This is a genomic window from Thioclava sp. F28-4 (assembly GCF_002020045.1).
GTDB classification, from domain to species: Bacteria; Pseudomonadota; Alphaproteobacteria; order Rhodobacterales; family Rhodobacteraceae; genus Thioclava; species Thioclava sediminum.
Map to the genome: position 1 here is coordinate 1 of NZ_MPZQ01000025.1, position 20,553 is coordinate 20,553.

Here is a 20,553-nt window from a genome sequence, read left to right on the forward strand (position 1 = left end):
TCGCTCACGTCACCGCTCCGTTTTCGGAGCCGTGAATCACGCGACGCAACAGAAATCAATGCATCCTGACCCTAAGGCTACGCCCAACTGCATCCATGCTGGTAAGAAGAGCGCAATGCAGGTAAGCTCGCCAAAAAGACGGGGCGAGCATGGCACGCGGTGAATTGATCAAAAAAATGCTTGCGAGTTACGGCCACGAGGAAGAGTTCCGCGCGGTTGTCGAGCAAATAATCTCCGAGGAGGAGAAGAAGAACAACCGCGTGCTGGCCCGCAGTTTGCGCAAGACGCTGGACAATATCGGTGTAGCCATGCGACCGGCCGGCGGACTTTCGCGCCTGGTACCGTTTCCTGACGAGGCGAATGACTTCATCCAGCGCGTGGAACCGGCGCATGGTCCACAGGATATCCTGCTCTCCCCGGAGAACACTGAGCTCTTTCTGGGATTGATCCGGGAATTCCGGCAGGCTGACCGGATCAGACGTCACGGGCTTCCGGTGCGATCTAAGCTTTTGTTCTGCGGGCCGCCGGGCACGGGCAAGACCCTTTGCGCCGAGGTATTCGCCAATGAACTCGGACTTCCTTTCTTTCATGTCCGACTCGACAGCCTGATCTCCTCCTATCTGGGTGAGACTGCGACTAATATTCGCAAGACGTTTGAATTCGCTCGCAGGCAGCCCTGTGTGCTGTTTTTCGACGAGTTCGATGCGATTGCGCGCTCCCGCGAGGAAGCTGGCGAACACAGCGAGCTCCGGCGTGTGGTCAACAGCCTGCTGATCTTCATTGAACAGATTCAGCCGGGAGGTTTCCTGATCGCGGCGACCAATCTCGACGGACATCTCGATCCAGCCGTGTGGCGAAGGTTCGACGAGATTGTCTGGTTCGATGCGCCGGATGTGTCGATGGTGCGCAAGTACTTGGCTCATGCTTTCCGCAACGTCCGAACCTCGTTCGATCCGGTCGGGTACGCCGAACAGCTACAAGGGTATTCCTACGCAGACCTTGAAAGGATCTGTGTTCAGGCAATGAAGCTGTCAGTCCTCGGTGGCAACAAGGCGGTCTCGGACAAGGATTTCCGTGAAGCGATGCGTGATGCCAAGCGACGGCTGACTCGCAAACAGAAGCTGAAAGCGCAGACCAAGGAGTAACCCCGTGCCGCGCCATCAGCATCTGCCTCTACTGCGGCTGCCCGAAACAATGGAACGTCGGAAAACTGGGTTTCCCGGCCCGACGCCATCGCGCGGCGGCGGCTATGGCAGGCGCGTGCGTCAGCAGGTCGAAGATGCCGTCCGGACCCAGCAAGAAAGCCGACCGCCTCAATTTATTGACCCCTCGCTGATCCTTCGGGTGAGGATGGAGGGAATGCTGCTCGAAGATAACTGGGAGGCACTTGGCCTGACCCTTCTTTCGAGCGACGAAGACCGTAACATTGTCCTATTCTCTTCCGAGGGCGATCTTTCGGCCTTTCTACACCGCCTCGACGCCTACGACGGGCCCGTCCCAGAAGGTCAGCGGGGTAGACGCTATGAGGGGTTTGTCACGAGGATCGAGGACGTAGGCACACTCACGCCTCGAGACCGGCTTGGTATTCGTCTGAGGGAAGCGGGGCTCACCGAAGCGGCGGATCTGGCAACCGAGGATGTCTACACGGTCGATATCGAGCTCTGGGACTTCGGTGCGCGGCCCGCACGGGAACGGAAGGCCCGTGAAATCGAGGACTTCATTACTGGCAGCGAAGCGGAAGTCTTCGATGTATACATAGGCCCGTCAATCACGATGATGCGGGTGCGAGCTCCCGGACGAGTGCTGCGACCGCTGCTGAACGTGCCTGAGGTGGCATTTATCGACCTTCCGCCGGAGCCGGATCTGGAGGCCTCTGACTTCGTACAGATGACACTCGAGGACGCGCCCGAAATTTTGCCGCCGGCGGCCGGCGCGCCAATCATCGGCGTCTTGGATAGCGGCCTCAACGAACATCCGTTCCTCGAAAGGGTCGTCGCCGGACGAGCGGCTTTTCCGACAGAACTCGGAACCGCCGATATCTTGGGGCATGGCACGCGGGTCGGCGGCGTTGCACTGTTCGGCGACCTACGGGACCGGCTACGGGACGGAAAGCTGCAGCCCGCCGGGCAGCTGGTGTCCGCGAAGGTGGTACAGGACAATGGTGCTTTTTTCGAACGCCGGACACTTCCACGACAGATGCGTGAGGCGATTACCCAACTTCACCGGGCCCACAACTGCCGCCTATTCGTGATCTCGCTCGGCGATGTTCGCGCGCGCAACGAACTTGGGCGGGTCGGCCCCTGGGCCGCGACACTCGATGAACTGGCACGCGAACTTGATGTTCTGATCGTCGTATCCGCCGGCAACCGATCTCCACGGGGCGGATCATCTGTCGAGCAGGCAGTCACTGAATATCCGGCGTATCTGCTGGAAACGGCGAACCGGCTCTGCGAACCCGCAGGAGCCAGCAATGTCATCACGGTCGGGTCACTGGCCAACGGGACGGGCCTCGGGTCCAAGCATGAACTCGATGCCCATGTCCGCGTGATAACCGAAGCACTCGAGCCGTCTCCCTTTTCCCGCTCGGGGCCCGGCGCGGGGGGTGTCAGGAAACCCGATTTCGCAGATATCGGCGGCACACTGGTTTTCGACGCGCCCTCCGCCAGTCTACAGTCGGCCCCGCAAATTCCGGAAGCCGGTGTCATCACGCTGAACCACGAATTCACCAGGCAGCTCCTGACGAGCGGGAAGGGCACGTCTTATGCCGCTCCGATGCTCGCCAATAAAGCCGCCGAGCTTCTGCGGCTGTTCCCTACGGCGTCCGCGAACCTGATCCGAGCACTTCTTGCGGGGGCCGCCAGCGTTCCCGACGCGTGCGCCCGCCGTCTGGCAGGCATGGACGCTGCCGACCGGGAACGCATCTGTGGCCACGGGATGGTGGACACGCTGCGGGCGGCCTATTCCGACGATCACCGGGTGGTGTTGTATGCTGAAGACCGTCTCAGTATTAACCATTTCGCTGTGTACCGCGTGCCGGTGCCGCCCGAGTTTCAAGGGAACGGCCGGCGCACGATCCGTGTCTCTCTGGCATTCGACCCTCCGGTCCGACGAACACGCGCCGAATACATAGGCACGAAGATGAATTTCCGGCTTCTGCGTGGATGTACTTCTGCCGACGTATTTTCTCATTTTCGTACAAGAGCGGCAGAGGAAGGCGACCCCCCGGACATACCAAACAGGTTCAAGTGCGACTTGCAGCCGGGACCGAATAGCCGGGACGGTGAGACATTGCAGACGGCTGCGAAGACCTACGTTCAAGACACAACCGACTACGGGGACGAGTATTACCTCGTAGTCCGCTGTATTGGTGGCTGGGCCGAACCCCAAGAAGTTGCACAGAATTTCGCGCTCGTTGTCGAGCTCGAACATCAGCCAGCTATTCAGCTCTACGCGAGACTGAGACAGCGCGTTCGGACATAAAGTCCAAAGAGGTTTGAGATGCTCTGACGCAGGTATTGCTTTCTCGTAATATCTGACGTTGGTGCGGTCCCCAGCGAACGGCCGCTTTCCACCCAGGGCATGCATCGAACGACCAGAACGGAAATTAGCCAATATGGGTTCATTTTTCTTTCTCCAGAAACAATAAATCGCTACAGTCTATTTAACAGAAATCTCTACTGAGCGCTCATTTTGAAAGCGCAACGTTATGGGAAAAGCGCCCATAATATTGCGCAAATAGTGCGCAATATTATGGGCACCGAGTGCTGCCTGGCTGCCGAACACGGAGAGAAAAAGGCCGTGATGATCGACGCGACCTACCTGAAGGCACACCGCACCGCGACCAGCCTGGCCGCGAAAAAGGTGGGCGCGGTCGCCTGACCGGGGGAACCAAGGGCGGCATGAATACCAAACTGCATGCCATCTGCGACAGCCAAGGGCGACCGCTCAGCCTGTTCGTCACCGCTGGGCAGGTCAGCGACTACATCGGTGCGCGGGCGCTACTGAGCAGCCTACCCAAGGTCGACGGGTTGGTCGGGGACCGCTGCTATGACGCCGTTTGGTTCCGAGACGCGTTGCAAGACAAAGGGATACGCGCCTGCATCCCGGACCGGAAGCAACGCAAGACGCCCAGCAAATATGACAAACGCCGTTACAAGCGCCTTAACCGGGTCGAGATAATGTTCAGCAAACTCAAAAGACTGGAGGCGTGTGGCGACCCTCTATGACCGATCTCCGAAGGTTTTCTTCTCCGCCATCGTCGTGGCAGCTCTCGTCATCTACTGGTTATGAATCCTGACCCTAGGTTGCTTCTATGCCACCGGTATGGCGGAGGATCGGTTTCTTTTCCGGACGCCGCCCTTGCGGAACGTGACGCTCACGGCGCCTTATTTTCACAACGGCCAAGCCGACACGCTCGTAGTCGCGATCCGGCAGCATCTCGATCCCTATCGCTTCGCGCGCGCCTATGCCGAGGGTGGGGAGCATCTGATGGCGCCCACAGAAATCGACGCTATATCGCCGATTCTGGCGTCAGGTTCGCTCATCACCGAGGAGCAGGTCGGACTGCTGTTCGCCTTTTTGGAGGCGCTGGAGGATCGCCGTGCCGGGTCCCTTTCCCGCTAATCAGCTAAGATGGGCCGGACTGTCATCGCTGTTGGAGGAAAAGAATCTTGTGGCGGGTCAGGTCTCCCAAGAAACCCCAAATCGTGCTAAGATAAACAGATGAAAAGCTTTCGAGACAAGATGCTTGGAGCGCGCCCCGAGATCGCGGAGCGCGAGATCGAATTTCGCGCAAAAATCGATCTCGCCATGCAACTACGCGCGCTGCGCGATGCCGCGAACCTGACTCAAGAACAAGTGGCGGTCCGGTCGGGTTTGACCCTCAAGACCGTTGAAGCGTGCGAAGCACTCGCCGGTACGATGCCGGAACCGGCCGATGTCGCGTTATATCGAGCGGCACTTCAGATTCACCCGTCAGCAGGCTGAAACGCGATTTCGCTTCATAATGCGTTGATTGCGCAGGGGACTTCTATCGGTGCCCGAGCCCAACTTTGTAGACGAAGGCGCGTCTTTTGAAGAACGACCTGGCGGACATTCCTCTACCACCTTGATACCGATCCGTCGCGGAAAGCCACCTTTAAACCAGATTCCCGCCTGCAGTTTGGCCAAGTCTCCCGAGATCAACCCTTGGGCGTATTGAATGGCCCCGTGTATCGTAGACGCCTTCTTTGCTCATTTTGAGGCAAGGAGGCCATGATGAGCAGCGACCCGCGTTCAGCGACGATTTCAAAAGAGATGCCGTCGCGCAGATCACGGAGAGGGGCTACCCGGTCAGGGAGGTGGCCGAGCGCTTGGGCGTGAGCCAATACTCTCTCTACTCCTGGAAGAAGACGTTCGCGAAGGCGTCATCCGACAACGCTGAGAAGGATGCCGAGATCCGACGGCTCAAGCGTGAGCTCCTGAGAGTGACGGAGGAGCGGGACATTCTTAAAAAAGGCGACTGCGTATTTCGTCAGGGATGCCAAGTGAGATACGCGTTCGTGGCCGAGCATCGCGGGCAGTTCTCTATTCGGGCGATGTGTCGCTGCTTACGTGTTCAGCCGAGTGGCTTCTACGCGTGGCTGAAGGCCCCGCTGAGCAAGCGAGCTCAAGAAGACGAGCGGCAGATTGCTCTGCTGAAGGAGGCATGGGTGGAAAGTGGCAAGGTCTACGGTCACCGCAAACTGCATGACGACCTTCTCGAGCAAGGCGAAAGCGTCTGCCTGAACCGTGTTGCCCGCCTGACCAAGCTGGCCGGCATCAAGGCGCAGATCGGTTACAAGCGTCGACCGGGGAAGTATGGCGGCAAGCCCTCGGTGGTCGTCGACAACACACTGGACCGGCGGTTTGACGTGGCGACACCGGACAGCGTCTGGGACGAGGCCTTGTTCGCCATTGGTTCAAGAACAATGGACGAGTGACATCACCTATATCCGCACGCAGGAAGGCTTCGCCTATCTCGCCGTTGTCATCGATGGTCGTCAGGAAAACGATTCCCCGGATCGTTTTCTGATCCTCCTCCATCTCGCGTCGTGTCGTTGGATGGGCGATGCAAAGCCGCCAGACGACCGAAGTTGTCCTGCAAGCGCTGCTCACGGCGACATGGCGGAGAAAGCCCAGGGAAAAGGTTCTGATCCATTCGGACCAGGGCAGCCAATTCACCAGCATGGACAGGGCAGCGTTCCTTCGGGCCCACAATCTGGAGCACTCGATGAGCCGCCGCGGAAACTGCCATGACAACGCGGTCGCTGAGAGCTTCTTTAACCTGCTGAAGCGTGAGCGGATCAGACGACGGACCTACCGAACACGCAAAGAAGCCAAGCAGGATGTGTCCAACTACATCGAGATGTTCTACAATCCAAAGCGCAAGCACGCCCGGAACGGAATACTGTAGCCCGTCGACTTCGAGCGGCAGCAGAAACTGAGACACGAAGGTGTCCACGATACACGGGGCTATTCATTCTCTGTGACGCTGGAGGCTGCAAACGTCCAGACTATCAGCGCAAAGCGAGTGGGTGAAATCAGTCGCGGAAGGCCCATCCGTCTTTCGGATCTCGCGAGTACCCTGTCCAAGCTTACAGCAGAGGGCACTCCGGCCGGGTAACTTTGCATGTGTCAGTGGGGAACGCGCCGACCGATACCATGCTGCAAACCCGCTCTAACTTAGGCTGAGATGTAAGGTCTTCTTGATTTTTTGACGATTTTACTGCATTCGAGAATGTCTCAAGGGGTACGCTATGAAGTCTGAGAAGCACTTTTCATTCGAAAAGCGCGCTGCTGAAAAAGCCGCCGCGCGTGCCAAGGATGAGCGCGATATCCGCTCAGGCGTCGTTTCCGCAGCTAAACTCGCGCACGAGAACGGCGGCGGTCGGCGAAAGATTAAACTTCTCGGCTCTTCCGCTCGCATGCAGAAATTAGCTTCTCATTACTAAGCGCTGATCTTTTCAGAGCGAATTACGTTGAGATTAGCCGACGCTTCGAACGCCAAAACGAAGATACTCGGACGGCACACGGTCGGTCAGCCATACCCCGTTATCGGCGCGGCAGAACACGTAGCCATCACCATGCATTCTGCCAGCTTCTACCTGCAGAACCGTTGGCTTTCCATGCCTCTTACCGACGCCGGCTGCCGTCGACGGATCGCCCGACAAATGTACGTGTCGGCGCCCCCCGGGAATCAGCCCGGATGCGAAGATCGCATCGAGGCTTTGAGATGCGGTGCCGTGATATAGGAACTCTGGCGGCAAAAGCGGCTGTAGACCTAAGTCAACTGGAATCGAGTGGCCTTGGGCAGCCCGAATCTTATCTCTTTGAATAGTGAAACGACGCTTGTCATTCGTCTCGACGAGATCTTCGAGTTGCGCGCGGCTCATGCCGCGACCCGCTTTTTTCATCGCTCGAAGCAGTAGGTCAATGCGCACCCAACCCTCAGCATCGAGCGTCACACCGATGTCTTCCGGCGCGTGGCGCAGTATTCGCGCGAGAAACTTGCTCTCTCGGCTCATGTGACTCGACCTCTTTGCTATGAGTTCGAGCGTATATCCTGTCATATGCACATTCACGAAACGAAAACACGCTATCGCCGGTTAGAAAGCAACGTCGATTGCAGGCAAGCGCTCACTATAGATGGTCGCGCACCATCGGAAGTGATGCGCCAGCAGCGAACCTGATAGCGTTACAGACAAATCTTCATTTTGTCGGTAACTACAAATTCGCGAGCCGGATTTTGCATCTTTTGACCTGCCTCCTGCTGGTCCCTCTGCACTGCTCCCCAAGGTTGGATCACCGGAAGCTGGAATTTCCCGGCTCTGATCACGATGGCGGGCTGGCTGCGCCATCGGGAAAATGCATGGCGATCGGGACGTTGTATCCGATCGCGCTGTGAGGTCGGTCCTCGTTGTAGTGTCGACGCCAATCCTCCAGCTTTTCGCGGGCGTCGGCAAGGCTCATGAACCAGTGGGCATTCAGGCACTCGGCCCTGAGCTTGCTGTTGAACGCCTCGATGAACCCATTGTCGGTGGGTTTGCCGGGCCGCGAGAAGTCCAGAATGACGTCGTTGGCATAGGCCCAGAGATCGAGATCCCGGGAGATGAACTCACTGCTGTAGCACGTCAGGAAGCCGGCCGTTTTTCAAGGCTAAAGCCGCGCGCGGAGCCGTCCCATCGCGCAGCAGTAGAGCCTCCAGACTATAGCACGACTGAATCGTGCTCAGCGTCATGGCAGAAGAAGTCCTCAGGGCGGGGCCGTTCGATGTTCATGTGCACGCTGGCTCGTTCGTACTGCGGAAGAAGCGAGTGGAACAGCCCGATGTAGCGCATTGCCTTTTCGATGCATCGCTCGCCTTCTTCCCGCGACTTTGCACTCTCCATCAGAATCACCAGGGGGCAAAGCTCGGAGTGATCTTCACGCCAGCCCCAGATGCCGTGGATCCAGTGGGGGTGTACGTAGAGGAGTGCATCGGCGAACTGGACCAGGTGTATCGTGTATGGTGTCCATTTCTCGACCATTCGGGCTTGATGCACGATGCGGTGATGATTCAGTCCGGCGAAGGGGACGGCGGTGATCTCGCGGAACGCCGCGGCGTTGAAAACGGACAGCTGGTCATCGAAGATGACTTCCGGTTCGAGTGCGCCCTGTTGATAGGCGACTTCGATAGTCGATAGAGTGTTGAAGCTCTGGCCCGTCGAATTGTGGATACCCCCAAATACCCCGATAAGGTCACCGGGGCGGGCGGACTCCGGTTGAACGAGATGTGGGGTGTGCGGCAGAGGCCCCGTCAGTGGGAGGGCTGAAAGGCGGGCCGGCTCTTTGGAAAAGTGATTGGTCCACTGGGTAGACCGAAGAGCGGGGTCGGACAGACCACCTTCGGGTTGAGCGTGCCGTCGAGCTCGACGCCGATTGGTTTGGCGCCAGAGCTGCTCGACCCTCGGGAGCTTCAGGCCCTCGCAGCAGACTGACGCGGCATGAAGATGGTCGAGCCAACGCCGGACAGTTCTTTCGAAAGGGTCGTTGCGACGGACAAGATCCTTCGGGCAATGAATATCACGCGTCACGAGACACATTCTCGCCGTGGCCGACCGGATCGTGTCATCCTCAAGTAGCGTTCCGCCACCTTGGTGCAGGATGCCGAGGGCGTCAGGGAAGTAGACCACCTCGATCGGCCCCAGGCCGCGGCAGGCCCGCTCCATGCTCTTGGCTCTGGGCAGGATAACCGAAAGCAGGGTATTGTCCGATGTAACCGCTCGCGCGAGTGCCGAGGCTCTCTCAGCCGTGATACCAGGCGTCAGGACACGGGGCGCCTTGTACAGGGAGCTCCAGTCTGCTGGGTCGATAAGTACGCTGGCGAAAGGGTCACTTGCCTGATCGTATGGGGCTCCACCGATGAGACCTTCGATGACCTGGAGCGTTTGGTCTTCGTAGAGGCGTGGGACAGTCGTGATGGGCAGCAGGGTCATCCTACATCTCCCCGTGGTACTGACCGAGACTGTTCATCGCGCGGCGGAGTTACTTTCCGCAGCGAACTTTGCCTGAAGGGCAGGAGGCAGGGCATGGGCTGTGTCATGGGGTGATCCTCGGTGACGTTGAGGCGGGGCGTTCCCCCCGCTGAAGAGGAGATGCGATCGATCGTGGGGTGCCGGAAACCGATGAGAAGATGACGTTGCGTCAGCCATATTTGGCTAAACGAACGGGCGAATGCCGGCTACGAGCTGCGTGTCTCCGAAGAGTATTCCGACTGCGGACCCGCGGTTTGCGCGTAACGCGGCCGGCACCGCGCCTTTCGTGCAACTGACCTGCCCATCACGCGGCAATCGGCAGCCATGGGGCTGATCAGCGGTTCGTGGCACAGCGAGACCGCTCGGCAGGCAGCCGAGCGGAACGGCATTTGAGCGGGGCCGACGCTGGCGCCGCAGGGGGAAGTCAGAAAGTAAACTTTGACCGCGACGCGCGCGCAACGGCCCGACCGAGCGTCGCGCACCCCGCTTCCTTGGCCCGCGAGAATGCAGGCGCTCAGTCAGAAATCCGCATGACGTCGCGGATCTAGAAAGCTGGATCCGCGCGCGCTTATTCGATCGATTTAGAGCCGCACTCATGGGACGGGGGTGTCGGCTCGCCGCGTCCGCCTCAGACAGGGACGCGCTCGCATGAGCGCTCCCAGAGCCTCTCCTCTCAATCGCAATATACGCACTGGCGGCAAGGGGGATCTGGAATGTTTAAAGCGGCACACAAACTTGGTCGGCCAAGGACCTTCTCATACGAAACCTTCCACGTTTCCGCCGGTGCCCAGTCTGCGAACTGTTCGCGAGCGGCTGGGGCCTGGTGTGACCAAAACAGATCCCCCAAAATCGTACGGGATTTCTGGTGATTTCTGGGATTTCTTCTAAGTTCTATTATTTCTAGCAGACATATTCCGCTTGAAATCAATCACCTACGTAAAATCCACAGGTTCAGATCCGGGGTGGTGCTGATCAGAAGCGGGGCAGGAGGCCGATGTTCTCAGGGGCTGCCACATCACGAACGGGTTTGCGAAACAGAAAAAACGGGTTGGTCGAGCACCGAAGTGAGCCGCTCTCGCGATTTCCGTGCGCTTCGGAAAAGGCACATCTGTTCATCGATAGTCATCGAAAGAGGAGCAGACATGCCGGCCGACAACGGAAAAATTCAGATCGCGCAGGTGCTTATCGATCATCTTATGAACGCGGGGCTGAGTCTTGCTTCTCTCAAGCTGATCATCGCCATGCTTCATCATCAGGACGTACAAGAACTCTGGTTCCGTGATGCGATTGAGACCCCGAGCATCGCCAGAACATGGCTTGAGGGGACTCGGCTACGCACGGTCGTAGGCCCGTACCGCGAAAACAGCGCGGCGTCGCTGCATCGGCTAGTTGCAGAAGCGAAGACGACGGACTTGTTCGATGACATCCGCCTCATTGAACGCAACAGAATACTAGCATGGCAGTTTTCCGGCCTCGCTCAACGGCTAATGGCTGCTCGGATATACGACTATTACACGCTCCTCGATCTTGCCGAAGTCGGAGACTGTCGGAGCCTCGACGATCTCAACTATCTCATCGTGATCCGACATGTCTTCAAAGGTAAGGCTCCGAAATTCTATGGCCCTTCGTCGATGAAATGGAGCCGTCTACGCGGCAAGCACATGGCGTCATTGAGCCGAATTGCGAAGATGACTGGTGTGACGTTGCTGGTCATCGAGACGCGCGACAAACGTGACTACAATCTGCATCATGTCGAATGCAGAGCTTGCCACGCTCAAACAACATGGTGGATTTCGGCGATCCGCAAATATCCAGCTGGCGCGAAAGTGACGCTGATTGACGCGTCTGGCCGCCAGACGATCGACCCGAAATCGTTCGACTTCAGCCATTTGCCGGGGGTCGTCCCAGGCCCTCCGCCCCGCGGCTAGTAAGCGGCCCGGCGACAGGTACCGCTGCAAGCCTCAGGCCCATCCCGAAGAGCAGAAAAGCCGGCGCAGGCGCGCCGATGCGGTGCTGGCGGGCCACCGCATCGGCACGCTTTCCGTGCCAGCTTAGAGGAGTTTTCCATGTCTTTGCTTTCGACTGAGCCCGTTCTCCCGGGCGATATTGTTTCATTCCGGTTCCCGCATTCCGAGGGAATGGCGCCGTATGCGCGACCATGCCTCGTTCTCGAGGCGACAGAAGACGAAGTCCTGCTTGCATACGGCACAACCTCTCGCTCGCGCGCGAATGTCGGCTTCGAACTGCGTGTGACTGCCGAGTTCGCCGAGTGCGGTCTCGATAAAGCGAGCCGGTTCGTGCTTGCGCGTCGCGTGCGGGTCCCGCGATCGGACCCACGTATTGTGCCGCATGCCGCCGGAACCCCGGTCCTCGGGCGTCTCACCGAAGCTCTGCGACGTCGTCAAGACGACCTCTTTGCGCGGATTGAAGCCAGCTGGCCGACCGCGGAACGCAGGATCGAAGCGGAGCGCCGTGGATTGCACCCGCGCCGAGGCGATCGCCGTCGCCGGGGGGGGAAGCCATGCCAGGTCTGAGCGGTTCCGGGCGCGGCCCCGCGTACAGGCTCTGATCCGGTTGGTTCCGCGGGCATCGCGCATGGCGCCCGCGGATCCCTCCCGGATCAGAAGCCGGGTGCGATGCCTCAAGATAGGAAGGTAATTCTATGCACAATCGTGACAAACTCGATGCGATCAAAGGATTCGGTCAACGCAATCTGACCAGTCTGAAGCCACTGCTTGCGCACGCACATGAAGCGGTCTGGGTCGAGCGGCTGAAGACTTGGCTGACGGCGTGCGCCCTCTCACCAAAAGGGGCGCTTCGTGCGGCCGCTCTCGAATATGCCGTCGTCGATCTCGTGACCCTGGAGCTATCCCGCCAGTCTTACACTCTCGCAGATGATGGTCTCCAGCTGACGGACCGGGGCGGCACGCTCGTGGTCCGCCGGACGCTCGCGGAGTTGCTTCTCGTTCTCAGCACCTGCGACGCGCGATCGGCGCGTCAACTCGCGGCGCTCGCGTGCGCAAGCCGCAACGAACGGCTGGAGCAGATACGATCCAGGATCATCGAAAGCGTATGAAAGGAAGCCGGCCGCCGGAGTCACGGCGGTCGGCATGACTGAACCGGATGAACGCCAACTGGAAGATGGCGCTCAACTTCTCGACCAAGCAGGCCGGTGCACGCTCGTTCCCACACAAACTATAGTTTGTGTGGGAAACGATCAGGTTCGGACTTAGGCGAGGAGACCTCCTCTGAGTGTCCGCTGCTGTGCGAACAAAACGGGCGGCACCGTCAAGTGTAAGAAAAGGATAATGAAATATGACCGGTCTCTCTCGCTCACCCGCCATGCAGGCCGCGATGGCAAGTACGAGGGCAGCGGCGCAGCAACTCGAGAATGACACCACCCAGATCGCATGCTGGATCGAAATCAAACACCCCGGCTCACTCACCGCTCTCGAAGTGCAGCGGCACTATTCGTGCAGCGACAATGCGATAGCCCATGTTGTTCCGCTCGTTTCCGATGATGAGACCCGTCCTATGATCCGGCGCGAGGCAGAGGCGGCGTTTCGCGCGCTCGGCTACGCGCTCAAGCCCGAAGGTCGGGATGTTTTCTCGATCTTCGGCCGCGTGCAAAACAAATCGAACCATGCACGCCTTCACGCCTTTGCCGAAATCGAAAGAGTCCTGCGCAAGGCTGCTGAGCCGTTAGCCAGTCGCGAAGGAACGCAGAGTGGTGATGAATGAAGGCCGTGCCCCGATGACAGTCAGGGCCATGTTGGTTTGAGATGGCCAATTCTGGCCATGGGGGCGACGCAGAGGAACTGGTACCAATGTACCATCAATTGCGGGCTGTTAGGGTCAGACGAGTTGTTTTGAAGTCGTCCCGACACTACCATCGTTGCAGCAACGGAGGCTTGAACATGGCACAGGCCGTACAAGACTACCCTGTACCCAATGGCTGGGTCGAGGAGCGCGAAAACAACGGGAAGAAAAAGTGAGCTTGCTGAGCGAGTGCATGCGTGACGATCGGATAGATTTGGGTCTGGTTGCGGCGAAGCTGGGTACGTCCGAAGAAGATATCGCGAAGGCCGCTGGTCTCGACCGGGATGCGCTTGCACCTTCTGAAGACGCTGGCCGCGCAAGCACGCCACGTCGCCTGCACGAAATGCTTGAGATCTTGGACCGTGTCGTGCCCCGCTTCGGCACTCCAAGCGCTGCCTACGCTTGGTATCGCGCTGAGCCGCTGCCGGGCTTTTCGGGATCGACGCCGATGCAGCTTGTGTTGCAAGGACGCGCGGCCGAGGTGATCGACTACATCGATGCTGTTGACGCTGGCGTCTACAGCTGAGCGAGCTTCTTCAGGAGGTCGCCGCTCTCATCTGCGGTTATCTCGGTCCGCGCGCGCGGCGAAAATGGTCACTTCCTCCGGGCAGGGTTCCCCCCATGATATCGGTGAAGCGATCTAACCATGCGCGCTTTTCGTGAGAGGTAAGCTCGTCCGTCTGCATCTCGCCGGCGAGCAAGGCGGCGATCTTCTCTGGGTCGATATTTTGCTTCACCGCCTTCGCCACTTTGACACGTCCGATGATCCGCCCAGTACCAGGCGCATCTCACATTTCGTGGGGCAGACTGGTTTAGGCAATCGCAATCAGGCTCGCGGCTACGCCGGACTTTCGTTCCCTTGAAACGATCCAGATTTGTGCGCCGGCGAGCTATTCCAGCCGTGATCTTATCACGTAGATCTTCAGCCCGATAGATTTGGGCTGCTGCAGCCTTTGGGCTTCCCCCGTCCCCATCGCCTATGAGAGCGAGGGGCCGGACGCGCCTTGCCGTCGCCGCTCTGAGACCACGGATGTGTTGCTGGAAGAGGCGTGAGGTCCGAGAGAGGCTTGTCGGAAGATGTGATCCGAGGCTCGGTCCCTAATCATCAGGAAATCTGCCGCCCGATTTCAGATGAAAGGCGGTCTTTCACTATCTCCAGTTCGGCCTCTGCCCGGCCCCCTCGACTTGAGGGGCCGTGCAGGGGCCTAAACTCAGGAGATATGAAAATGACTCAACATACTTTCCGTGACCTTCTGGATTGGGCAATCGCGAAAGGGGAGGGGGCGGACACGATCCGGGCGATTCAGTATGTCCCGGCGCGGCTCGGCATGCTCGATCATGACATCGTCACCTTGCCTGCCGACATGCACTTCTTTGAGACCACCGTCGCCGGGCACGGGTATGCACTGATCAGCCGCGCGCAAAACATGAAACAAAACGGGCGCCGGGCGGATTCCCGAATCCGCGCTGCGTTGCGGCGGTTCCTGCAGGCATTGGCAGTCTTGCCAGCTCCGACGCCGGCGCACCGGCAACGCTATTCGCAGTTGATGGCACTGATTGAAGCCGAAGAAGGAGTGCCCGGCTCTGGCGCGCTGTGGAATACGGGGCGCCATCGTAGCCTCGTGATCCTTCGGGCGCGGGCACGATGTGCCCCAGAAGAACTAAGCCAGAGCGAAATAGATCGTATTGGCCAGGAGGTTTCCGCGAAGGACCGTAAAAGCCTGCGTAAGTCAGTCGCATTCCTGAATTCTCTCACGAAAGACGTGGAAACATTGCCGGCCATTCAGGCGTACCTACCTGCGACGGAGTTGCGTTTGCCACCCGGATCGGCCCGAGCGCGACGGATCGACTGGGATGCGTTGCCGGAAGAGTTCAAGATTTCCTTCGAGACACTTGCAGATGCCTGTCTCGCGGATAGCGAAAATAGAGCTGACGCGATGCTCGCTCGTATTGAGGCTGGGGAAGACCCTGAGAAAGTTGCGGCGGAAGCAGATCTTCTGGCGCAGCAGGGCGGTCGGGATTCGGGAAAGCCGACCGCGGCGCGCACTGGGTACCGTGAAGCGGTCGCTTGGTTGGTCCGCGCGTGGGAAGACAGTGGCCGCGATGCCGCGGATCTTCAAGACGTGCGCGAGCTCTTCGAGCTACAGACGATCAGGGCGGCGATCACGCAGCAGCTCGAACGATCCGATAGTGGGTATGATCTCAAAGCCGGACTGGAATCGACGACGTTAAAAACGCGGCTGACGCGGCTCATCACCCTGGCGCGCCGCGGGTTTCGGGACGTGGGCTCCGCGGCGGTGATCACGCTTCTCAAGACTAAACATTACGACGCGCCGCGGGCAAAACGGAAAGCGTCCAAAAGTAGCGCGGTCATGATGGAGGTCGACCGGATTGCGGGAACTTTGCAGCAGCGGCCGGAACTCGCGTCGGTTTGGGCCAATGCGCCGACGCGCATCGCGGGCTCTGCGGAGCGCGCGCTCGGCGATACAACCCGCATGAAGAAACAGTCCCGGGAAATTACGGCACTTCGTCTCCTCGCAGGTGCCGTGGCGTATGCGATTCAGATGTCGCGGCCGCTCCGAACACGTTGCCTGCGACACACTCGGATAGCGTCCAAGGGCGAGGCCCACGCAAATCTGCTCCGGTCCTCGCCGAGCCAGACGATGCTCACGTTTCGGTTCGCTCCCTGGGAGACCAAGAATGACGCCTGGATCAACGTGGATGTTGTCGGAAGTGACGCGGAAATCGTCCGCGCCTGGCTTGAGACTTGGCGCCCGAGATTGATCGAACTGCAGGGTTTGGATCCGGATAATATCTATCTTTTCCCCGGCAATGCCCTGCCGCCGCAAGACGAAGGCGATCCAATCGCATTGCCACGCGGCAGCTACTCTACCAGCGCCTTTCTCGATTTATGGCGTGACGCTTCGAACGTGCTGGGTTGGCACGAAACACCTCATCGAATGCGACACGTCGTGGCACTTCTCAGCCTCGCCATCCGGCCGGGGGATCACGCCTTCACCTCTTCGGTTCTCGGGATTCTCGAGAGTACGGCACGTAAGTATTATGGACGCGACGACGGGCAAGCCGCAGCACGCGAGGCGCGCGCGGCGATCCTCGCCGAGCATCCGGACATCTTCAAGACACTCACAAGGAGACTGCACGATGCGCGATGATATAGCCCGGGCGCGGTTGGCGTGCGTTCCTGCCTCAGTGCGCGATCGGATGATGGCCGCCCGGGAAGATTTGCCGAGCGGCGCGATCACTGCGGTCGCGCGGTTTTTCGATTTACTGGCCGCCACTCAGGATGATCCGACGTTCCCGTCGCGAGCCAGTTTTGAGGCGGCCTGTCGCAATGAATCCGCCTTGGCATTGCTGTTGCGGGTGCTCGAGCGCTACGCCCCCAACATGAGCCTTGCCGAGGGACGAGGGCTTCGCAAGGCTTACTACCGTGCCCGATCCCCGGGAGCTGCCTCGACCAGTTCTCTGGACCCGCGGCGCCCCGCCGAGCCGCGTGGCTGGCCTGCGCACTGGGCTATGCTGCTGCCAGCTTTGCACGAGGCTCCGATCGCCGAGAGCACGCTGCGCCGGCATGTGGCCTCGATTAACCGCTGCGCAGAACTCCTGCCCAGCATGACCTGCCCTCCGCGGATTGGTTGGTTGCTTGGATGGGAGATGGCGCGAAAGTTTCGCGCGGAGTCGCTGCGGCCTGCAACGATCGCTAACTATCTCGGCGGTTTGGTGAGTCTCGCAGTCCATGGCGGGCTTGATGCTGACGCGATCGCCGGATTGCGATCCGTTCAGATGGGGCTCCTTCGGGAAGCGAGGCGGATTCCGAAACTCAAACAGTCGCGTATCGAGGCGCTCTATCACAACGGAGGCTATGCGGAAGTTGTTCGGGCGATACTTCGGTGTCTCGATCAGGCCGACGCCATTGCTGACTGGAGGTCGGAAGCGGAAACCGCCCGCGCGACAGCGGCCATCCTTGCTGTGACGCTGAACGTTCCGCCTCGCAGCGGGGACATTACGTCGTGGCGTCTCGGCGAAGCTCTAATGCGCGAGCCTTGGGGGGCTTGGCGCTTACGGTGGCAGCAGGAAAAGACCGGTGTCTGGCTGGATGCCGGCACGCTCTGGCCGGAGATCGGTTGGGTTCTCGATCAGCATCTTCTGGCAGGTCGACCGCTACGTCACGCCTATCGGCGCTATACTGAACTCCTGGGGAAGAATTGGCTTTCGCATGAGCGGGAAGGCTTTGACCGAAGCTGGGCGAGCGAGAAGATCAAAGCCGCGATCGGTGTCCCGCTTCACGATCTCCGGACATTGTCCGCTGACTATATGCGGCTGCACGATCCTGTGACAGCGCCGGCAGTCGTTGCCGCGTTGCTGGGTCATTCCAGCACAGAAGCCGGGGCTGAATACGCGGCGCTGACCCAGCAGACAGCTGCGCAAAGGGAATGGATGGAGATCCGCGCGATACATGCCCAGAGCGACAGACGATCAAGGTAAGCATTGGGGTGAGTGACGCGCCGCAATTTCTGTCGAAATTGTTTTGAGGCGGCGGGCTCGGGAACAATCTCTATCGCATGGATCATGCACAGAACTTTGCTCTCGACGTGGCCGCTGCCGCCTCGCATTTTGCGCTCACCGAGGCGACGGTGCGCAGCTATCTTCGTGACGGTCGCCTGGCCGGGGTTCGGCTGAGAGGGGATTGGAAAACCTCTTGGGATCAGCTCTGGGCGGTCGAGCGCGGGCCGACCCCAACCGCTCTCAATCGGCGGGCCTACCAGGTGCCGCTTCTTTCCAAGTCTGGTCTCGCCCGCCACCTCGATACCAGCGTCCGAACCGTCGAAGGCTGGCTCCTACAGGGCATGCCGACCCGGAACGTCTACTCCAACGTGCGCATCGCGCCGATTGATGCGGAAAACTGGCTCATTCAAGCTTTGGGTTTGTCCGAGAAAGAAGGAGCCGTATTGCGCGGTCTGCTGCGTTAATCGGCGATTGTGAATGTGCCCGGCACCCGATGACCTGAGAGGCCGACATCAGGTCGCCTCTCTCCGCTTTGCGTAGCATTGGTGAGACCGATACAACTCTTTGCGCCGAAGTCGGAAGTCGAGCCCGCGGTTGGTTCCTCGCGAAGCTGGAGCCCAAATGTTCTCTGGATGGCTCGGTAAGATATCCGTCAGCATTCGACGCATGATTTGGCGGCTGCGTAAGATCCTCGGAGACATGCGGAGATGGCGGTATGGACCGCCATCGTCATCGAGCTCGGTAAGTTGTATCAGGGCTGGTAAGCCGCGACGATCAGTTTGTCGCCGACCATTGTAAATGGCAGCTCGCGAGAGCCGGTTGCGATCTCACACAGAATAGTCGCGCCATGAAGAAACGCTTTCCGGGGATCGTCGTACGGGAACGCATCGGGAGAGCCGAGGCAGTTCTGCTCTCCGGCGGGCACGTCTCGGAAGGTAATCGTGGAGACCCAGCCGTTGCCAAGCGGCTCAACGTAAAAATCGTCGATCCGGTCCGCAGTGAAGTGGCGCGGGAAATTCGTAGCCGGCTGCTTGGCTGGGACCCGGCCCGTCGCCTCGAGTGCCTGCATGACGATTTCGAGCAGATTGGGGCGAGCGGTTTGGGAATTCGACAGGCGCCGTTGAGAGTTGAAGGTCATAATTTTCTCCGTAGATGAGGTGGTTCAAGAGCGGGAAGCCCTCGCTCGAAAAGAACATCGGATCGGTCCCGTCACAGGAGAAATGCCTCAGTCGATTTTTTTGGTTGATGATCGTTGCGCCGCTCGCTTTGGTCAGTTTGGTCGACGCTCTGTGCAGTCCACAATTGTACGGCTATTTGGCGCCTTCGAAATTGCCGGGAAGCGACATACTTTCTCCCTCTTATCCACGAGAAAAAGCAGGAGGCGCGCGAAACTTGCATTCGTTAGCTTCGCGGACATTCCGGCCGTTCGCCGCATGTGCTTGATTTCCGCGGCGCCTCTGAAGTCACGAGGGAGGAAGGGCGGAAAGCATGCGTAATTGGGCTGACCCTGCTCTAAGGTCGAGCTCCCGATAATATCTCAGCATTGCTGTGAGAATAGGGAGACAGAAAATGGAATACTTCGTTGGTTTGGATGTGTCGCTTCGGTCTTGCGCGCTTTGCATTGTGGACGGTCGTGGCAAGGTTTGCATGGAGCGAGAGCTCCCGTGTGAGGTCGACGAAATCGCCAACTTCCTGAATGCGTTCGGCGCCCCAATCGTGCGGATCGGCTTTGAGGCTGGCGCGCTGAGCCAGCACCTTTTCTTCGGCCTGCAAAACATGGGTTTCGAGATCGTGTGCATGGAAGCTCGCCAGGTCAGTGCCGCACTTTCAGCGATGCGGAACAAGACAGACAAGACGGACGCCAGGGGCATTGCCCAGATTTTGCGGACGGGTTGGTTCAGCCCGGTGCATATGAAGAGCCGGGAGGCGCACGGGCTACGGGCGCTGCTGAGCACCAGAAAGGCCTTGCTGAAGAAAACAATGGACTTGGCAAACGAAGTGCGTGGATTGCGGAAGATATTCGGTGTTCGCCTTCCCCGGACCGTCAAGCACGGTAGCTTCGACGGTCTCGTGAGGCCCATGATCGAGATGGATGAAGTTCTCGCGCACGCGGTCATTCCGTTGCTCGATGCACGTGCCGTCCTGTTCCAGCATTATCTTGAACTGGATCGACGGGTGAAGCGTGCGGCGTCGCAAGACGAGGTCTGCATGCGGATGATGACGGTGCCTGGTGTAGGCCCGATCGCTGCTCTGACTTTCAAAGCAGCGGTCGATGATCCCAATCGGTTCAAACGGTCTCGCACAGTAGCCGCGCACTTTGGTCTCACGCCGAGGCGATACCAGTCCGGCGAACACGACAACCCAGGTCGCATCTCCAAAGCCGGTGACCTGCCCCCCGCGGGATCCCTCAACGTAGTGTAGAGTCTGCGCCAACTTGATCCGCCCCCCAGAGCTCTACCGCCCTTAGGCAGAGTTTCCCGGCTTTGCTCAGGGTGACGGGCTGGTGACGCCCCCTGATTTTGATCCGCCCCCCAGAGCTCTACCGCCCTTAGGCAGAGTTTCCCGGCTTTGCTCAGGGTGACGGGCTGGTGACGCCCCCTGATTTCGTCAGCGTGATCGGGGCCTTGTTCCCGATCGCGCCGTGTGGCCGTTCCTCATTGTAGTATCTACGCCAAGC

The 20,553-nt window shown here is 59.3% G+C and carries 18 protein-coding genes and 3 pseudogenes; 15 read left to right on the plus strand and 6 right to left on the minus strand.

Annotated elements, in window-relative coordinates; genetic code table 11:
* Positions 1-149 precede the first annotated feature (149 nt).
* The 7 genes and pseudogenes from BMI87_RS20905 to BMI87_RS22375 all read left to right on the plus strand — a co-directional run bounded on the left by BMI87_RS20905 (position 150) and on the right by BMI87_RS22375 (position 6,971).
* Positions 150-1,145, plus strand: coding sequence for an AAA family ATPase (locus BMI87_RS20905; RefSeq protein WP_078523422.1), 996 nt, complete (start codon positions 150-152; stop codon positions 1,143-1,145).
* A 4-nt stretch (positions 1,146-1,149) separates the two neighbouring features.
* Positions 1,150-3,480: a S8 family peptidase gene (locus BMI87_RS20910; RefSeq protein WP_246832766.1), complete on the plus strand. Its 2,331-nt coding sequence runs from the start codon at positions 1,150-1,152 to the stop codon at positions 3,478-3,480.
* A 288-nt stretch (positions 3,481-3,768) separates the two neighbouring features.
* Positions 3,769-4,290, plus strand: a pseudogene (locus BMI87_RS20915) (IS5 family transposase); the annotation flags it as partial.
* A 69-nt stretch (positions 4,291-4,359) separates the two neighbouring features.
* Entirely contained in the window at positions 4,360-4,623 is a 264-nt protein-coding gene (locus BMI87_RS20920; protein WP_146681716.1) for a hypothetical protein, read from the plus strand.
* 99 nt (positions 4,624-4,722) lie between these two features.
* Complete coding sequence (locus BMI87_RS20925; protein ID WP_078523425.1) at positions 4,723-4,986, plus strand: helix-turn-helix transcriptional regulator; 264 nt, start codon at positions 4,723-4,725, stop codon at positions 4,984-4,986.
* Between the two features lie 251 nt (positions 4,987-5,237).
* Positions 5,238-6,433 (plus strand): annotated as a pseudogene (locus BMI87_RS20930) (IS3 family transposase).
* 343 nt (positions 6,434-6,776) lie between these two features.
* Positions 6,777-6,971 carry a hypothetical protein gene (locus tag BMI87_RS22375; RefSeq protein ID WP_146681717.1) on the plus strand — a complete coding sequence of 65 codons (195 nt, stop codon included), beginning with the start codon at positions 6,777-6,779 and terminating at the stop codon, positions 6,969-6,971.
* 33 nt (positions 6,972-7,004) lie between these two features.
* On the opposite strand, the gene BMI87_RS20935 is transcribed toward BMI87_RS22375, so the two are convergent.
* The 3 genes and pseudogenes from BMI87_RS20935 to BMI87_RS20945 all read right to left on the minus strand — a co-directional run bounded on the left by BMI87_RS20935 (position 7,005) and on the right by BMI87_RS20945 (position 9,494).
* Positions 7,005-7,544 (minus strand): RNA 2'-phosphotransferase, encoded by a 540-nt coding sequence (locus BMI87_RS20935; RefSeq protein ID WP_078523426.1) that lies wholly within the window; start codon positions 7,542-7,544, stop codon positions 7,005-7,007.
* 307 nt (positions 7,545-7,851) lie between these two features.
* Positions 7,852-8,139: pseudogene (locus BMI87_RS20940) on the minus strand (integrase core domain-containing protein); the annotation flags it as partial.
* A gap of 86 nt (positions 8,140-8,225) precedes the next feature.
* Complete coding sequence (locus tag BMI87_RS20945) at positions 8,226-9,494, minus strand: hypothetical protein (protein WP_078523427.1); 1,269 nt, start codon at positions 9,492-9,494, stop codon at positions 8,226-8,228.
* 1,181 nt (positions 9,495-10,675) lie between these two features.
* On the opposite strand from BMI87_RS20945, the gene BMI87_RS20950 reads away from it, so the two are divergent.
* From BMI87_RS20950 to BMI87_RS20970, 4 genes are all read left to right on the plus strand, one after another.
* Positions 10,676-11,461 carry a hypothetical protein gene (locus BMI87_RS20950; protein WP_078523428.1) on the plus strand — a complete coding sequence of 262 codons (786 nt, stop codon included), beginning with the start codon at positions 10,676-10,678 and terminating at the stop codon, positions 11,459-11,461.
* A gap of 734 nt (positions 11,462-12,195) precedes the next feature.
* Positions 12,196-12,609: a hypothetical protein gene (locus BMI87_RS20960; RefSeq protein WP_078523430.1), complete on the plus strand. Its 414-nt coding sequence runs from the start codon at positions 12,196-12,198 to the stop codon at positions 12,607-12,609.
* Positions 12,610-12,848: 239 nt separating this feature from the next.
* On the plus strand, positions 12,849-13,274 hold the full coding sequence (locus BMI87_RS20965; protein ID WP_146681718.1) for a hypothetical protein: 426 nt from the start codon (positions 12,849-12,851) through the stop codon (positions 13,272-13,274).
* 250 nt (positions 13,275-13,524) lie between these two features.
* Positions 13,525-13,878 (plus strand): MbcA/ParS/Xre antitoxin family protein, encoded by a 354-nt coding sequence (locus tag BMI87_RS20970; protein WP_246832767.1) that lies wholly within the window; start codon positions 13,525-13,527, stop codon positions 13,876-13,878.
* 37 nt (positions 13,879-13,915) lie between these two features.
* Here BMI87_RS20970 and BMI87_RS20975 read toward each other — a convergent pair whose 3' ends face one another.
* Positions 13,916-14,101, minus strand: a complete 186-nt coding sequence (locus tag BMI87_RS20975) for a hypothetical protein (RefSeq protein ID WP_078523433.1) — start codon at positions 14,099-14,101, stop codon at positions 13,916-13,918.
* 477 nt (positions 14,102-14,578) lie between these two features.
* Between BMI87_RS20975 and BMI87_RS20980 the strand changes: the two genes are divergently transcribed.
* From BMI87_RS20980 to BMI87_RS20990, 3 genes are all read left to right on the plus strand, one after another.
* Positions 14,579-16,525 (plus strand): hypothetical protein, encoded by a 1,947-nt coding sequence (locus BMI87_RS20980; protein WP_078523434.1) that lies wholly within the window; start codon positions 14,579-14,581, stop codon positions 16,523-16,525.
* A complete protein-coding gene (locus BMI87_RS20985) occupies positions 16,515-17,855 on the plus strand; it encodes a hypothetical protein (RefSeq protein WP_078523435.1) in 1,341 nt (446 codons plus the stop codon). Before BMI87_RS20980 ends, BMI87_RS20985 begins: the two co-directional genes overlap by 11 nt.
* Before the next feature lie 77 nt (positions 17,856-17,932).
* Positions 17,933-18,340, plus strand: coding sequence for a hypothetical protein (locus tag BMI87_RS20990; RefSeq protein WP_078523436.1), 408 nt, complete (start codon positions 17,933-17,935; stop codon positions 18,338-18,340).
* A gap of 287 nt (positions 18,341-18,627) precedes the next feature.
* Here BMI87_RS20990 and BMI87_RS20995 read toward each other — a convergent pair whose 3' ends face one another.
* The gene (locus BMI87_RS20995) at positions 18,628-19,014 is read right to left on the minus strand and encodes a hypothetical protein (RefSeq protein WP_078523437.1); all 387 of its coding nucleotides are present in this window, start codon (positions 19,012-19,014) and stop codon (positions 18,628-18,630) included.
* A gap of 431 nt (positions 19,015-19,445) precedes the next feature.
* On the opposite strand from BMI87_RS20995, the gene BMI87_RS21000 reads away from it, so the two are divergent.
* Positions 19,446-20,297, plus strand: coding sequence for an IS110 family transposase (locus BMI87_RS21000; RefSeq protein WP_246832768.1), 852 nt, complete (start codon positions 19,446-19,448; stop codon positions 20,295-20,297).
* Between the two features lie 151 nt (positions 20,298-20,448).
* Here the strand turns inward: BMI87_RS21000 and BMI87_RS22380 are convergent.
* The coding region (locus tag BMI87_RS22380) for an integrase core domain-containing protein (protein WP_146681604.1) at positions 20,449-20,553 on the minus strand (105 nt) is incomplete at its 5' end.